Origin of the sequence: Nocardiopsis sp. NRRL B-16309 (genome assembly GCF_001279585.1) — a bacterium.
Classification (GTDB): domain Bacteria; phylum Actinomycetota; class Actinomycetes; order Streptosporangiales; family Streptosporangiaceae; genus Nocardiopsis.
On the sequence record NZ_LGEC01000016.1, the window covers coordinates 1 to 16,617 of the forward strand.

Sequence of the window (16,617 nt, forward strand, 5' to 3'; positions counted from 1 at the left end):
CCCTTCTTGCCCCGGTCGACAGGATTCGGACCCGTCAGCTCCCCCCTTTGAGGGCACGCATGTTGACCGAGTCGATCGCGCACCGCGACCAGTCCACCTCGCCGCGGGAACCGAGTTCGTCCAGCACCAGCCGGTGCAGCTTGGCCCACACCCTCGCCCGGGTCCACCCGGTGAAGCGCCGGTGAGCGGTGGGCCCGGACCGGCCGAACACCGGCGGGAGCTGCGCCCAAGTGCAACCGCTGGTCGCGACGAAGATGATCGCGGCCAGCACCTCACGGTCCCCGTGTCGCCGCCGCCCGCCGCCCTGGGGACGCGTGGGCGCCTCGGGCACCACTCGCTGGAACAGTTCCCACAGCTCATCCGGCACAAGGCGTTCAACCATCGACACGCGGCCAGGCTACCGAGAATCCAAATGAGATGAACTCTAAGAGAATAAGGCAAAAATCCAAGAACTCAGAGCTTCACGCGAAGGGATTCGACAAAATGATTGGGTCGACCCGCATATGAATCAATGATTCTAGATTCAATGTGCTCAAAACTCCATACAGCTTCGGCCTCAAGGCCAATGCACTCACTTGGCTTCGCCGGAACCCTATGCTTAATAGGTTCCACTATTTTGCAGTCGTTTTTCCTTACAGGGCTTTGCCAAAAGAATCTAGGTATCCCAGGAAGATTTCCCTTTGGAATTCGATGAAGAAATTCCCCCCAACCATGGGCGGCGTAGGCAGATTTTTCGACAGCGACTACGAACATGGGCGACCCTTCCAGCGCGCCGGCATCATCGATACTTACATCCTTCCCATAGAAGGCAACATACGGGAACTCCGCCAACATCAAGGCGTACGCATACTCGTCGCCCCCTACTTTGATCTTAAACAGAGACCCCGGGGAGAATTTCATCTTTCCTCCAAAATAGCCATTTTACAAATGTCGCCTTACCATTCCTATCCTACAGCCAGCCCCACATCCTCCTTGCAGCATTCATATACCTCGACCTAAAGGGAGAATCATCACCAATCCCACGAATTGCATTGCCAGAATTACCGCCAGCCGAATGCGATCCTCCAAAAAAATCGATGAGATTTTGCTCCCTGCCCCGAATGGCCTGATATGCGATATCACTATGCCTCTGAGGCACAGGCAAGCTTGCTTCCACAGATTGATCCAGAACCGCTGGACCGAATCCTTGCCTGTTCATGTGATGATTCCTGTCACGCGAAGCAACGATATCAAGCGGGTCACCATAGCCGCGAGATCGCCCTGTATAAACATTCCCGGTCAATGGATCGGTCTTCGTGTATGTGACGTAATTGAGCCCATCCCCACAGTTGTGGTTAAGGACGTCCAAGGAACCCACAGTCACGTGGAACGTGTGGATGCCGTGGACAGTCAGGTTATGGACCGTGGCAGCCTGCGTCCAGGACTCGACCGCGGAAACCTGCACCCACGTTCCAGCCGAGGTCTGCAGCCACGTCCCCGGCACCAGGTCGATCGCGTCGACCCAGGTGTTCAGCTCCGGCACCCAGAACGGGTGGCCGTCCGTGGCGATCACGGCGTCCCCGCCCGCCAGCGGTCCTGGAACCTCCGAGGCACGTTCCGAGTCAGCCGGCTCCTCCTCGGGGGCCTGGCGCTCCGTGTCGGTATCCACCGTGATCTCGACCAAGGTTTTGGTTCCTGATCCAACGATCGTGGCCAGGACCTCCCTCGGCCCTTGTTCCCCTGTCTCCGGGTCGGTAGCCAGCACTTCATCGCCAACCTGGACGTCCTCGATCGCTTTGTGCGAACCGTCAGCCATCAGTACCGGCGTCCCCGCAGCAAAACTATTGCCGGGGGCACAAGTATTGTCACCCCGACGCAGCCGTGAAAACCAGCCCCTGGCTGAACCAGCACCGTTACGCACAACCCGGGACGCAGCCCCCAGAGGAATCGGCCCCGTGGCCAATTCCGCAACCAAATCCGGAACCAGTGAACCGGCCTGGTAGAAACCCGAGTCCGTGCTCCCGCCAGCACCCAGGTATGCCTCTTCCATTGTAGGCAGACCGAGCTTGTCCAGCGCGTAGTCGGTTACCAGCGCTGGTGGGCTGTAGGTCATTCCTGCCTGGACCGCGCCTCCACCGAACTCCAGCGCGTCCCAGTAAATACTGCTGCGCAAGTCATCTAGTTCCTCGATGACTTCAGTGAAGGAGTCCTCAACGAACTGTTCGTGACCGGAGTCAGTAGATTCACTACTGTCAGGACTTGCTGGTCGGGGGTGCGGGGTGGATACAACTCCTTCCAAAACTCTGCCCCAGTCCGGAGTAGGAGCAGCTACATTCCCGCCGCCGGAACCACCAGAACCGCCACCGCCGTAGCCACCGGAACCCCCGTAGCCACCGTAGCCGCCGTAGCCGCCACCGCCATAGCCACCAGAGCCGCCGGAACCGCCAGAGCCGCCGGAACCGCCAGAGCCGCCGGAGCCGCCACAGGATGAGCACCCGGGACCAGCTCCCCCACCCGAACCAGATCCCTCGGCGGGAAGGTTCGGGCTGTTGTTCTCGGACGGCTTCCAGGGCTGCGGAACGCCCACAATGATGGTTGGCGGTTTACACGTTCCAAGGAAACCACCGGGAAAGACGGCATTGATTGGGATACAGAGTGACCAGTGGCCGCTGGGGTCGGTGTTCATCAGCGGGCTGGCGTTGCCGTAGGTGTACCGGTTGGCCTGGACAGACGGAGTGGGGTTCAGGGTCCAAGAATCGCGTGAGGAGAACCCGCCGGTCGTCGGGTCGTACCAGCGGGCGTGCATGTTCACCCGGCCGGTGTCCGGGTCGGTGTACTCCCCCTGGAAACCGAGTGACCCAGTGGTCCCCTGCTCGTCGGTGACCTCGCCGAAGGGTGTATAGGTCCGCGATCCCGTGACCGTTCCCGCGGCCGGGTCCACGGCGGCGATCACGTCACCGTGCGCGTCGCTGATGGAGACCGTGGCGCCGGTGCCATCGGCGGCGGTCGTGGCCAACGGTGCGCCGTCGAGGTCGAGGGCGATGAGCTCCCCGGAGACGTCGACCGCGTTGTTGCTCTGGTCGGCGTAGCGCAGGTTGTGGCCGCCGCGCTGGATCACCCTGTTCAGGGCGTCGTAGAAGTAGACGGCCTCGCCGTCGCTGATCATCCGGCCACGGGCGTCGTAGGTGAACGCCGTGGCGGTGCCATCGGACTCCGTGGTCTGGGCCAGGGTTCCCCTGGCGCTCCAGGTGTAGTCGGTCCCGGCGGCGCTGATCAGGCGGTTGCGTTCGTCGTAGGTCGCCGTGTCCCCACCGGCGGAGGCGCGGTTTCCGGAGGCGTCCCAGGTGTAGTCGGTGACCGTGCCGTCCGGGTCGGTCCACCCGGTCAGGCGGCCGACGTCGTCGTAGGTGTAGGTGTTCTCGCCCTCTCCGGCGATGCCCGCGGTGGTCTTGCCGGTGATCCGGTCGGCGTCGTCGTAGGCGTAGGAGACCGAGACTGCCGGTGCCGGCCCAGGGGCGACGGTGGAGTCGCTGACCAGGCGCCCTCGGGCGTCGTAGTCGAACGAGCGCTCCACGGCGGAGGTGTCGCCGTAGACGATGCCGTCCAGGCGGCCGGCACTGTCATAGGAGTACTGGTGGTCGGTGCCGGTGAGCGGGTCGGCCGCGGTGGCCAGGCGCCCTGCGGTGTCGTAGGCGAAGGCGGTGGTGCCTGCGGCGTCATCACGCTGGACGAGGCGGCCGTCCGCGTCGTAGGAGAAGGACGCTGTGCCGGATTCGCCGTCGGCGGTGAGGAGTTGGCCGCGGTCGTTGTAGGTGTAGGAGTTGGCGCCCACGGTCGTGGGCCGACCGGCCAGGTCGTAGCCGAAGGTGTCGGTCTGGGTGGTGGCCTCGGCGCCGCTTCCGGAGACCTGCGTGATGCGTCCCAGGGCGTCATAGGCGGTGCTCTGGACGACACCGCCGGGCTTGTGCTCCTCGATGGGTTGCCCGGCCGCGTCGTAGACGGTGGTCCAGGTGCGGTCGGCCAGGTCCGGGTGGCTGTCGGTGGCCGGTTCGATCACCGACTCCAGCTGCCCGTGCGTGGTGAAGGTGTACCAGGTGGTGTTGCCCCGTCCGTCGGTGAGCCGGGTGCGGTTGCCCTCGGCGTCGTAGCCGAAGGTCGTGGTGATGGATGTGGTGTCGTCGACCGGTTCGGTGAGGGTGGTGACCCGGCCGATCGGGTCGTAGTCGCGGGTGGTGGTGTGGCCCAGTGCATCGGTGACCGTGACGGGGCGCGAGTCGGCGTCGTAGCCGGTGCTCGTGGTCGCCAGTGTGGCCCCGGATGCGTCCTCGATGGTGGTGTCGGTGGGGCGGCCCGCGAGGTCGTGGGAGGTGCGCACGGTAGTGCCCGCGGGGTCGGTGGCGGCGGTGGCCAGCCCGGTTGGTCCGTAGGCGTAGACGGTTTCCTGGCCTGCCGCGCCGGTCTTCGTGACGGGTTGGCCGGAGGCGTCGAAGGCCGTGGAGGTGCTCACACCCGTCGGGGTGGTGGTCGAGGTGCGGTTTCCGGCGTCGTCGTAGGTGTAGGTGGTGGTGTGGGCGGCGGGTGTGGGGTGGCGTTCGATCTCAGTCTGGGTGATCTGCCGGCCGAGGTCGTCGTAGGTGGCCTCGGTGCGGGCTCCGGTCGGTCCTGTCACCGAGAGCTGTTCGCCGAGCAGGTCGTGGGTGAGGGTGGTGACCGGCGCGGTGCCGCCTTCCTCGGCCGGGGGTTCGGTGATGCGGGCGGGGTTGCCGAGTTGGTCGTAGGCGTAGGTGGTGGTGCCGCCCAGGGGATCGGTCTCGGAAGCGATGCGTCCCGCGTTGTCGTAGGTGGTGGAGTGGGTGGAGGTCAGGGCTGTGCTTGAGCCGTCGGGTGTGTAGTCGGGCAGGGTCGTGCTGACCGTGCGGCCCAGCCGGTCGTAGACGGCGCGGGTGGTGTGTCCGCGTTCGTCCTGCTCGTGGGTGAGTTCACCGAAGGCGTTGTAGCCGAGGGTCGTGGTGGGCCGCGCGGTGACCGCCTCGGTGTTCCATTCCTCGACATCGACGGCCGGGCTGCGGCTGGTGGTGAGGTTGCCGAGGATGTCGTGGCTGTACTCGGTGGTGGCTCCGCCGGGTGTGGTTTCCGACAGGACCAGTCCGCGCTGGTCGAGAACCCGGGTGGTGGTGAGGTCCTCGGTGCCGTTCTCGACGGTGCGGCTGGTCCAGGCCCCGGTGGCGTCGCGCTGGTAGGTGACCTTCTCTGCGCGGGTCCCTCCGGCGCCGGTGAGGGTCTCGGTGAGGACCGCTCCCGTGGCGTCGTGGGTGTAGGCGGTACGGCGGGCCAGCCCGTCCGGGTCGAGGACGGTGGCGGTGGTCAGGCCGGCGGCGTCGATCTCGTGGGTGGTGGTGACCGTGCCGTTGCCGGTGGTCTCACGGGTCAGGTGGCCCGCCTCGTCGTAGGTGTAGGAGGCCAGGACGATGTCGCGTGTGGAGCCGTCCTGCTCACGGAAGCCGACGCGCGTCTCCTGGGCTGTCAGGCCGTCGTCGTAGTAGGTGTACCGGGTGGTACGGCCCATGGCGTCGGTGTGTTCGGCCAGGCGCCCCACGGGGTCGTAGGCGTAGGAGTCCAGGACGACGTCGGTGGCGGGCTGTGGGTCGTCGGGGTGACCGGTGTAGCCGGTGAGCACGACCTCGGCCAGGTCGCCGCTGGGGGTGTAGGTGTAGCGGAAGGTCTCCCCGTCGGCTGTCGTACGCGTGGCCTGGTGGCCGTAGGTGTCGTAGGTGTAGTTCTCCTTCTGGTTCTCGGCGTCGGTGGTCGAGGCCCGTCGGCCGTGGGTGTCGTAGGTGTGGGTGGTGGTGCGGGGTTCGTCGACGCCTTCGAGGTCGGTGACGGTCTCGGTCAGGACCCGGCCGTCGGCGTCGTAGGTGTAGGTGGTCGATGCCTGGTGGGAGTCCCCGGTGACGGCGTTGGTGGTGGTCGGTCCGGTCGTGGAGACGAGGCGGGATTCACCGTCGTAGGCGTAGGTGGTGGTGATGCCGTCCGTGTGGTCATCGGTGACGACGGTGCTGGAGGTCTCCCTGCCGAGGGCGTCATAGGTGTGGGAGTTGACCAGGCCGTTCGGGGCCGTCACCCGCGCCAGGTCGCCGGTGGCGGAGTAGGCGTAGGAGGTGACGCCGCCCTTGGCGTCGGTCGCGGTGAGGAGCAGTCCCGCAGGGACGGTGCCGTCTCCGACCGCGTCCTCGGTGCCGTCGGTGAAGGTCTGGGTGGTCGACCGGCCTTCGGGGAAATCGTTAGTGGCGGGTGTGGTGGTGGAGACCCGGTCACCGAGGGAGTTGTAGCCGTAGGTGGTCAGGTACGTGTCGTCGCTCGGTCCGCTGGAGCGGGCGTCGCGTTCGGCGGTCAACTGGTCGTTGCGCGGATCCAGCGGATCGTCCGCGTTGAGGAAGTAGTCGTAGTAGCTGGTGGAGCACGACTGCTCGTCGTCGGCGTCACGGCAGGTGGTCTGGGAGACCTTGTTGCCGCGCTCGTCGCGACCGGTTCGGGTCACGGTGCCGTCCGGCGCGGTGGTGGCGGCGAGGAACCCTCCGGTGTCGTAGGCGAACGTCGCGGTGTTGCCGGACACGTCCGTCTGTGAGAGCAGGCGGTGGCCGTTGAGCGGGTCGTAGGTGTAGTTGGAGTCGCGGTCGTCGGGGTCGGTGACGGTCACCGTGACCGTCGGGTCCTCGGGGGTCGTCTCCTGGTCGTCGCTCTCCTCGGCGCTGGTCAGGGTGTGGTCGGAGACCTGGTAGGTGGCACCGCCCGAGTCGGTGTACTCGCTGACGCGGTCGTGGACGGCATCGTGGGCCAGTTGCACCTGGGTGCGTCCGCTGGGGAGGGTGGCCGTGGTCAGCTTCTGGGAGAGTGTGCCGGCCGCGTGGTGCTCGGCCACCGTCTGGGCGCCGAGGGGGCGACCGTAGACGGCGACTTCGTCCATGTCACCGGTGAAGTGCGAGGTGTCGCCGCTGGAGGCGGGCCAATCCTTCCAGTACCCCGCGCCCGCGTACACATAGCGCTGGTCGTTTTGGGTGATCTCACCGGTCACCGTGTCGACGACGGTGCCGTCCAGGTAGAGGGACTGGTTGTTGCCGGAGGCGGTCAGGGCGGCGTGGTGCCAGGTGCCGTCGTTCACCGCTGTGTCGGAGGTGATGGGGGCGGCAGTTCCGTTCCAGAGCTGTCCGCGGAGCTTGCCGTCGGTACCGACGTAGAGCGCTGGGGTGTACGACCCTGTGGTTGCCTCGTCCAGGCTGTGGTTCTGGTAGCTGAACAGCACACCGTCGTCGGTCGTGCGGAACCAGAGCTCGACCGTCAGGTAGGGGGTGTCGGTGACCAGCCAGTCCGGCAGCTGCACGCGGGAGGAGGCGCCATTGAAGGTTGCCGCGGTCTCGGGGCTTCCCTGCAATGCTCCCGGGGTGCCGAGCTGGACGTCCTGGTAGGAACCGGTGTGACGGTCGTCGTCCAGGAGCAGGTCACTGGTGGCGTCGCCCGAGCCCTCGTCCTCCCCGAAGCGCCAATGGGCGACGGGACCGGCGTCGTGGACGACGGTTCGGTAGTGGGAGCCATCAGTGTAGGTGTAGCTGGTGCACGCGTCCTCGGCGTCCTCAGGGCCGCAGACCTGGGTGAGCCGATCGCCGTCGTAGGCGTAGGTCCACTCCAGCGGTTCGGTCCCGTTCTCGGGGGCGTCCGTGGTGACGGTGCTGACCCGGCCGCCGTCCCAGGCGAAGTGCAGGCTGCGGCCACCGGGGTTGGCGACACTGGCCAGCGTGCCGTCAGCGGCGTACTCGAAGGACTGGGCCCGACCGCGGAAGTCGGTGACCTCGATGATGCGGCCGTCGGCGTCGAAGACGTAGGAGGTCTGGTTCTTGTCGCTCAGACGCCACCCGCCCTCACTGGTCGTTGTGAGGGTCGCGAAGCTGCCGAACGGGGGTGCGTAGGTGCCGTCGGGGTTGTGTCCGAACCGGACCTGCCGGCCGTTCGGATAGGTGACGACGACGTTGCCACTACCGTCGTCGTCGGGTTGCACCCGCATGTCGAACCGGGTGCTCCAGCCCGCCCCGAACACGTTGTCGGTACGCGGGTCACGGCTGTTGTAGGTCCGGTTGACGGACAGCGCCGGTCCGACCGACGAGATCTCGGCGTCGGTGACGGTGGTGGTGTAGTTGCCGACCAGCGGATCGACGTCGCGTCCGGCACCACTGAGGCCGACGCCACCGAGGTGGCGGGTGATGGCGGGCTGCTCGACGGCGGTGACGACCGGGTAGTAGGGGCTGGCCGGACTCTCCTGGGTCCCCTCTCGTGTCTGCACCCGCCAGAGGAACTGCTCGCCCCAGGTCAGAGTGTCCGCGGGAACAGTCCACGTGCGGTCGTCCTGCCACCCCGAGTCGACGCAGTCCGTGGGTTCCCCGTCGGTGTCGTCGCAGACCTCGAACCAGTACGCCACGGTGGCGTCGGCGGGCCAGTCGTCGATGCTCTCGGCGTCGGCGAAGAGACTGGGGGTGAGACTGCCGATCTGCCCTCCGGGGCGGGGGTAGACATCGTTGATCCGGGGGCCCACGTCCTGAGAAGTGACGCTGACCGTGGACACGGGCACGCTCTTATCGGAGAGCCAGCTCTGGTCCTGCAACCGCTGCATGTCGAAGTTGAGCAGGTACTCACCCGGGGGAAGGGAGGGGATGCGGGCGTCGAGAGTGGCCGAGTCTCCAGGGGTGAGCCGTTCGGTCAGACGGGTGAAGGCGACCGCGTCCAGAAGATCTCCGGTGTCCTTGTCCCGAACGCGGGTGCCCAGTCGCAGTTCGTTCCAGCCCTGGGGTTCCCAGTCGACGTCACCGAGGTTGGTGACGGTCACGGTGACCTCGCCGCCTTGACCGCCGGTGACCGGTTCGGTCAGGGACCCGACGTCGTAGGCGGCGCCCCACGCGCTGTGGGTGATGGCCAGGTAGGGGGCGTTGGCGGACTGACGGCTACCGAAACGCTTCCAGGTGTAGCTGGAGTCGAAGTCGGCCTGGATCGACAATCCGTGGTTGGTGCTCGAACCGTCGACCCAGCCCTGGACCAGGTCGACGCCGTTCCTGCCGAGGTCGATGGTCTCCCACTCCGACCCGCCGCAGGTCTCCCCGTGGGCGAACGACTTGGCCGCGACCGCGGAACCGCTGGAGGAGGGACGGTTGTTCCAGGTGACCGTGGTCGCCGACCACGATTCCGTGATCTCGTGGACGCGGACCTCGCGCGGGTCGCACTGGGACGACCAGTGGTTGAACAGCCCGAGGTCGGCGTTGAGGATGTAGCGGTCCTCCAGCTCACTGGTGACATCGCCGAAGCGGATGTAGCTGATGGCCCTGCTGCCGCCACCGTTGTAGCTGCCGACCTTGAGCTCGTCGTCGCCGCCGTAGTTGGTGTTGGGCCAATCGTCCTGGACGTAGGAGTCCCCGTTGGTGTCGATGTCGGCAACGCTGGGGTCCACCTGGACGGGGTAGACGCGGTCGGGATCGTCGAGCCAGGCCTCGTCCAGCTCGACGACGAGGGACCACTGGCCGCCGTCCTCCTCCAGCCGGTAGTGGACGTCACCGGAGACGGCGGGGCCGCCCGTCTGCGGATCGTGGGAGGAGTCCTCCATCCACCCGGTGGGGATGATCGCCTGTGCCTGCCGCTCTGTGTCCAGGAAGACGACGGCTCCCTGGTCGTCCAGCTCCGGGACCAACCCGTTGAGCTCGAGCGGGAAGGCCCATTCCCGGGGGGCGTTGGGCGAGTTCAGGATGATCGTCTCCTTGACCATCCCTGGCGCGGCCTGCAGTGTCAGGTCGGCGTCGGGCCTGACGTCCTCATAGCGGATAGTGTCTTCCTGGACACGTCCTACGACGTCGGAGGCGTCGTCGACACCGAATGTGACGCTGTGTTCGCCGCCATCGCTCACGCCGAGAGCAGCGAGATCCGGGGTGTCCCCATCGGTGGAGACGGTGAGGTCCGTCTCTTCCGCGGACATGGCGAGGCGCGTTCCATCGCTACTGCGCATGGTTCGCGCACCGGTTGCCTCGGTGTCCGGAACCAGCGTCGTGTCGATCTCCTGCCAGGTGCCGTCAGCGGCCTGGAAGTGCACCGGATCCGGGTAGATCTGGGTGGTGGAGGTGCCGTCGGGGTTCTCGAACTCCTTGCTCCAGCGTGATCGCTGTTCTGAGACTTCCACGCTGCGTTCGGGGTCGAAGCCCGTGCCCTCGGTTGTGGTGGGGGTGTTGGACTGCTGCGTGAACTCCTGCGAGTCGATCTCCGGCTCGACCGGAGCGAACGGAGTCGTGTCCCCTTCCAGAGGCAGCGCGTCCTCGCCAGCTGTGAGGTCACCGGCGTTGAGGTCGTTGGCCCCGGTGGCATCGGTCTGCTCGGCCGACACCTCGTGTTCACGCCCTGACGCGCTTCCGCTGAGCTGCTCCGGGCCTGTGGGTGTCTCGGCCGCGGGAGCCGCCGGCGGGTCCTGGGCCAGAGCTGGCTGTGACAGAAGGCTGAGCACCAAGGAAAGAGCCACGGCACTGGCCAGCGACAGCCTCCAGGTCCGCTTGTCCAAGATTCCGCCACGGTGCGACGCGTGCACGAGGCTCCTTCGCTCGAAGTCCAACAGCAACGAGCCGGCCCCGTGAAGCTGAGAGGCCGACTCGACAGAACTCGGACACTGTAGAACAAAGTTTGCTAAGAACCAGCAACAGTCAAATAACAAGACATAAGTAACGAATAAATATAAATATTTGCAAACTTCGTAATCAGGGCGAGACTCTAGAGGGTTATGGTTCCGCCGTTCACCCGTTTCGGCTGAAGGGGACCGATGAAGCGCAAGGGCTCTCAGCTGCCCACATCTCGAAAGTGGCTCGCTGTGATGGCTGGGCTACTGATGCTCGGTGGCGTGGGCACGTACGCCCTCGTCGCAAGCACCAGCGACCCCCGTGCCGATTCCTATGACTTCAACGGAGACGGGTACCCCGACCTGGCCGTTGGCCTTCCGGGAGACACCCTGAACGGCAACCCGAACGCCGGATCGGTCGCCATTGCCACGGGCAGCATTTCCGGGCTCATCGGAAGCAGCGACCTCATCAACCAGGACACAGCGCATGTGGGGGGCGCTCCGGAGGAGGGAGACAGCTTCGGCCAGGCATTGACCAGCGGAGACTTCGATGCGGACGGATATGCGGACCTGGCGGTGAGCATTCCGTTCGAGGCCGTTGGCGACACTGAGGGTGCTGGTTACGTCACCATTCAGTACGGCAGTGGTTCGGGGCTCGTCAATGACCGCAGCCAGTCCATTCACGAGGACAGCGCGGGCATACCCGGGGATGTGGTCAAGGACGAGATCTTCGGGTACTCCCTCGCCACCGGAGACCTGAACAACGACGGATACGACGACCTCGCCATCGGACAGCCCCTCGACGCAGCCAACGGCAAGCCGAACGCGGGCACGGCCCGCATCGTCTTCGGGTCCGCCTCCGGACTCGACATGAGCACGACGATCTCGATCGACCAGCTGACCGAGAATGTTCCGGGTGTCCCCGAGCATGGGGACCGGTTCGGCGAACAGATCGCCATCGGCGACATCAACGGAGACGGCATCGACGACCTGGTGTCCGGGACCATCGGCGAACAGCTCTCCAGGAGTTCGGACCGAGGATCCATCCACGTGTTGTTCGGTCCCTTCACCGATGCTCCGGCCGGTTGGGACACCATCAACTCACCCGACGTCGACGGTATCGGCGAGTTCTCGGGGAGTGCCCTGGCCCTCGGCCACTTCGACGACGACCAGTACCTCGATGTCGCGGTCGGAGTCTCCGACGAGAAGGTCGGCGAGGATGGTGCGGCCGGACGGTTGGCGATCTTCCACGCGAGCGCCGACGGACTCTCCCCGGACAACGTCGAACTCTTCGACCAGGACACCCCCGGAATCCCTGGCGCGCCCGAAGAAGAAGACTACTTCGCGGCGGACCTGGCTGCGGGCGACGTCGACGGTGACGGCATCGACGATCTGATCGTGGGCATGCGCAGCGAGGCCATCGGAAGCGCGACGGGATCGGGGGCCGCTCTGGTCATGTTCGGCAACGCCACCGGTGGCATCGCCGCCACTGACTCGGTATGGATCGACCAGGACGTGGCCGGTGTACCCGGTGTCGTCGCCAAGCACGACCACTTCGGGTGGACCGTCGGTGTGCTGGACATGAACGGAGACGGGATCGCGGAGCCGCTCATCGGAGCACCCGGCAACAGCCACGGTACGGTCACGCGCCTGGAGATGGAACGGGGCTCCATGATCTCCGCGACGGCGTACGCCCAGGCCGACCTCGAACTCGATGAGGGGTCCGGAGAGGATGCCTTGGGTATCGCCCTGCCCAAGTAGCCGCAAGGGTGTCTGCCCCGGCTCCCCAGGAGCAGGTGCAAGAGCTTGGGTTCTAGTGGTCGCAACACCCCAACGCGAGGTGGGGCAACGTTCTCGCGAGGACCTCGCGAGGTGCCACCGGACGCCGTCCGCCAGCCGTTTGTACTCCGTTTGTGCGCAGATCTTCGACCCGCTCTTCCAACCCCACACCGCTCATGTCCGAACACCACGCCTTTCCAGTCCCCCTGTCCGACCCGAAGCCGAGCGGCGGGCTGTCGGCTATGGAGCCTAGAGTCCCCTATCACCTGCACAACTCGCACCCCCGGAGACCTCCGTGAACCGCCGCACCCCGCCCCGCCCGGTCAACATCGAAGAGCTGTTCCCCGAGCTGCGCCCCTGGCGCCGGGAAACCGTACGCCTCCACCCCCGCCCAGGGACGGCCCTCCTGCCATGACAGCTCCGTCGGAGGACCACTCCTGTGGCCCCAGGACGAGCCTTGGCCCGTCTGCGACCGCGAGCACTACGACCGCGATACCCAGGAAACCTCCGACGGAGAAGTCAAACTCGTCCCCGTCGTCCAGCTCCACCGGACCCACTCACCCGACGCCCCCAACCCTCAGAGCACGACCTCCTCCAGGTGCTGTGGTGTCCCTACAACCACGGCGAACTGCTTCTCAAGGAAGCACTCAGAACACCAGAACTTATGTAGATGACTATAAAAAGAAATCAAGTAGGCGCAAAGAGGAATATGAAACGAGCACAGACGAAACAAGGAAAACGATGTTCAAATGCGCACCGAAACGAACATCGCCACCCGCCCCTCCGCGATTTTCAATCTTGCGCGCATTTAAGAAAGCTTCAATTTCTCGAGCGCAGCGGCGATTGGTGGGGAAGCCAAACATTGCACCGATCAGCGATCCCCCAAGGTTAAAGCACCAGTACTTACTGCCATCGCTTGTGATGACGTCAACACCCCCCTCCCAGGTGACGCCTGAAATCTTACCAGCGGGAATTACTGTCTTACTGAAGAAGTTTCTTACAATGACGCCATTCTCATCAATCTTAATATTTGTGAAAAATGACGCCTTTAGAAGGAACCACCAAACCAGAGGAAAGAACAGCGAGAGAAACCAAATTGATCCCCTTCCTATCGGATCAGGATCAAGCGACTCTTCCATAGCCCAGGCGAGCCAGAAAAGAAGGAAGAGGAACGACACAAGAATTCCAAACGCAGCCGTCCATCGGTTTCTAAGGACTTTTCCGCGACCAAATGAAGCGCCTTTAGAGATGGCCAAGGATATCAAACTCCCATGTCATCGTACATCCACTTCGCACTGGCACTGAGGCCTTGTGGCGCCACCCACTGGGCCGCGTTTGCCCCGTAGACAAAAACTGTACTTCCCAAATCGACATCTCCAGCGTTGCGGCTTGGCGGTCGCCTGGTGTAATGATTCAGCCGCGACAATCCTTGGTCTCTCCAAAACCTACTGCCCGTACCAGCAATCGTTCGACCAACTACGCCACCAGCGGCAAGCATAGCAGCATCAGTCACATGGCCAGTGGCATCCATCTGACTAAAGTCGTCTCGATTATTATAGGCATCCATTCCAACATTCGCGGCGAGCAGAGCTCCACCAGCAACTACACATGCCCCAGCGGTTGCAAACACGCATACACCAAGACCGACAACAGTTCCGACGTTGTAAATAGTGTCCCAGTTGTCCGAAGTCCAATCAGCGGCAGAACCCAAAGCACCGCTCACCCAGTCCCCCGCCTCACTCAGCCAGCTCGCGTCGTTGTTGGCCTGGGTCTGAGGGTCCACCGTCGCACTGGTCTGAGGCCTCTGCGGAGTCACCGGCCTGGGCGCAGGCCAATCCGACGTGATCGGGCTTGTAACCACCACCCATGCCCGGATGGTGGCCCCACATGCGCCAGACCAGGGCCCCGGGCACGGCGGCAGGAGCAGCCCCACGCGGGGCGCCTGGCGGCCCTGGCCAGTGGGAATGTTCGCTGGCCAGGGTTGTGGGGCCGGGCGGAGGTGGATAGGTCTCATCACCGGCGGACCTCTTCCTCGTGCCGTCGTCTCGCCCTGATGAACCCCCATGAAGATGCCCCCACAACGAATGCGACACCCACCTACCGATCTGCCCAGGCCACACGGGCCCTCTCCTCCCCGCGCCGCCCCTCCGCCTTCGAAGACCCTCACGCATAGGTTCAAATGCCGGTGCATCCACCACACGACGCCGAGCGATCTCCACACCCGGACCACCGAAACGCCGAACACCACTCCGCCACCCATGTCGATACCAGGGCTGTTTCATTCTCGGTGAGCGGTGGTGTTCGCGCTGGTCAGCGAAGACCGATCACGTCCAGCGGGCGGTAGAAGGCCTCATACGACACCCACCGGATCGCGTCGGGCACGGTGTCCTGACCCAACCGTTCCAGGAGCACGAGAGCGATAGCTCGCAGCGCGGCCAGGTTGTCGGGTGCGTGCCCGCAGCGGACCTTGCAGGCGTCCTCGCCCAACGACACGTCCTTGACGTGATGCCAGGCCTCGATGCCCCAATGACCACGCACCAAAGCGCCGATCCGGGCCGTGTCGACTTGCCCGACCTCCAGCGAGGTCACCGCGCAAGCGCAGGTCCACGACACTCGACCAGTGCGTAGATCCCTGACATAGCGGCGTACCCGCACGGCCTGGACCGCGTGCGGAAAACCGGTTCGCCCGGCCAGGGCGATGGCCTTGAGGGTGCGGGTCTCGGCCCGTCCGTGGCCGCGGTCGCGGGTGGTGGCCAGCGTGGGGGCCTGGGACCAGGGAAGCGCTTTGACCTGGGTGAACAACCTCTTCTGGTTGCGTTTGACGGTCAGCACGTAGTGGGCGTGCAGTTCTTCGACCAGATGGGTGACAGTGTCGGTCTGGGTGTGCAGGGCGTCAGCGGTGACCACGACGCCTGCCAGGTCCACGCCGACCAGCAGGACGGCCAGGGCGTCGATCTCGCTGGTGCCCGCCGGGACCCGCACCTGGGCGATCAGGTGCCGGTTCGGGGTCAGGGCGGCCAGCAGGTGCACCGCCGTACCTGAACCCGTGGCCGATCCGCGCAGGGTTTTGCCGTCAACGGCCACCACCTGGAAGGTGTCGGGCCTGGTCAGCGCGGCCAGGGCCTCGGGATCCAGGGCGAGCAGGACCCGGCGGATGGTCGCCGGGGACGGGGCGGTACGCGCTCCGAGGGCGGGGCAGGTGATGCGGCAGCCCAACCGGACCAGGGTGTGCTGGGGCGCGGCATCGGCCCACTGACCGATCGCCCGCAGGCAGCGGGCCCCGGCCACCATCGCGGCCAGCGCACACAGCACAACACTGGCCAGGTCATGGCGGCGTCCTCGCCGCGAGCGGGGATCCTCCAGGGCCGAGAGCTTGCGTACAAGGTCGACGGGGGCAGCGGTGGGCATGGCAGACTGGGGGCGCAACGGAGTCCCTTGGAAGTCAGAGATGTGGAAGTCCCTGATCTTCTAGCGGGCTCCGTTGCTCGTTGTGCGGGCTTCGACCGGATCGCTACGGTCCTGTGATCAGCACAGATACGACAGCGGTCCGACCTTGAAACAGCCCTGCATCACACCCGGTACGAAACACGCACCTGAAAATGGTCCTGGCCAACCGGACCTTCCGCAGTGTGGACGAACTGGAGAGGATACTGCGAGCCCATCTGCGGTCGGTTCAGAAACGACCAGGGCTGTTGCGGATTCATCCGGTCCGTCGGCCTCGATCCCGACCCGTTCCCGTCAACCACCTAATCAAAGGCCAGTATCAACGGAGCATAACCACCAGAACAACGGAGCCTAGCACCTCAAACGCGCTGTCAAATATGAAAGTGGACACACCAGGGGCCACTAATTTTTCGAGATCATCGACACACCCCCCACCGCCAAGGAGAACATCCGAGCAAACGCCATTCGACTATTCGGATCTCGATCAACCCGCTCAAGCGATTCGAGCCTCGCCAGATCAAGATCGATTGTGGCAATTCCTCCAGCATCCTTCCCATCCACGGTCGAGAATAGCACGAGGCATCTGTATGCTCGAACAACACCCCCTCGCTCTTCGCGCATGAGCGACTGTAGGACAACAACCTCTTCCTTGACTTGGCTGCGGAGTGCGTCCACCGAGGACCACCGGGTTGCCAACCCCCGCTCCTCTGCTTCCAACTGGACCTCGAGCAACGCATCGAAACTAATCTGGCATATACGAAAGTCAGGGTCGGTCGTACGAATCA

At 64.9% G+C, this 16,617-nt stretch carries 6 protein-coding genes and 1 pseudogene; 1 reads left to right on the forward strand and 6 read right to left on the reverse strand.

Annotation, left to right across the window (positions count from 1 at the left end; all coding sequences use genetic code 11):
- From ADL05_RS03085 to ADL05_RS32230, 3 genes and pseudogenes are all read right to left on the reverse strand, one after another.
- Positions 1–388, reverse strand: a pseudogene (locus ADL05_RS03085) (transposase); the annotation flags it as partial.
- A 65-nt stretch (positions 389–453) separates the two neighbouring features.
- Positions 454–900, reverse strand: coding sequence for a hypothetical protein (locus tag ADL05_RS30240; RefSeq protein ID WP_156365697.1), 447 nt, complete (start codon positions 898–900; stop codon positions 454–456).
- 49 nt (positions 901–949) lie between these two features.
- Positions 950–10,387: a DNRLRE domain-containing protein gene (locus tag ADL05_RS32230; protein ID WP_053615320.1), complete on the reverse strand. Its 9,438-nt coding sequence runs from the start codon at positions 10,385–10,387 to the stop codon at positions 950–952.
- A 426-nt stretch (positions 10,388–10,813) separates the two neighbouring features.
- Between ADL05_RS32230 and ADL05_RS03095 the strand changes: the two genes are divergently transcribed.
- The gene (locus ADL05_RS03095) at positions 10,814–12,370 is read left to right on the forward strand and encodes an FG-GAP-like repeat-containing protein (RefSeq protein ID WP_082376069.1); all 1,557 of its coding nucleotides are present in this window, start codon (positions 10,814–10,816) and stop codon (positions 12,368–12,370) included.
- 692 nt (positions 12,371–13,062) lie between these two features.
- Here ADL05_RS03095 and ADL05_RS30245 read toward each other — a convergent pair.
- From ADL05_RS30245 to ADL05_RS31490, 3 genes are all read right to left on the reverse strand, one after another.
- Positions 13,063–13,644, reverse strand: a complete 582-nt coding sequence (locus ADL05_RS30245; protein WP_156365698.1) for a hypothetical protein — start codon at positions 13,642–13,644, stop codon at positions 13,063–13,065.
- A 1,054-nt stretch (positions 13,645–14,698) separates the two neighbouring features.
- Positions 14,699–15,796, reverse strand: coding sequence for an ISAs1 family transposase (locus ADL05_RS03100; protein ID WP_053615322.1), 1,098 nt, complete (start codon positions 15,794–15,796; stop codon positions 14,699–14,701).
- Positions 15,797–16,234: 438 nt separating this feature from the next.
- On the reverse strand, positions 16,235–16,564 hold the full coding sequence (locus ADL05_RS31490; protein WP_231640582.1) for a hypothetical protein: 330 nt from the start codon (positions 16,562–16,564) through the stop codon (positions 16,235–16,237).
- Positions 16,565–16,617: the final 53 nt, after the last annotated feature.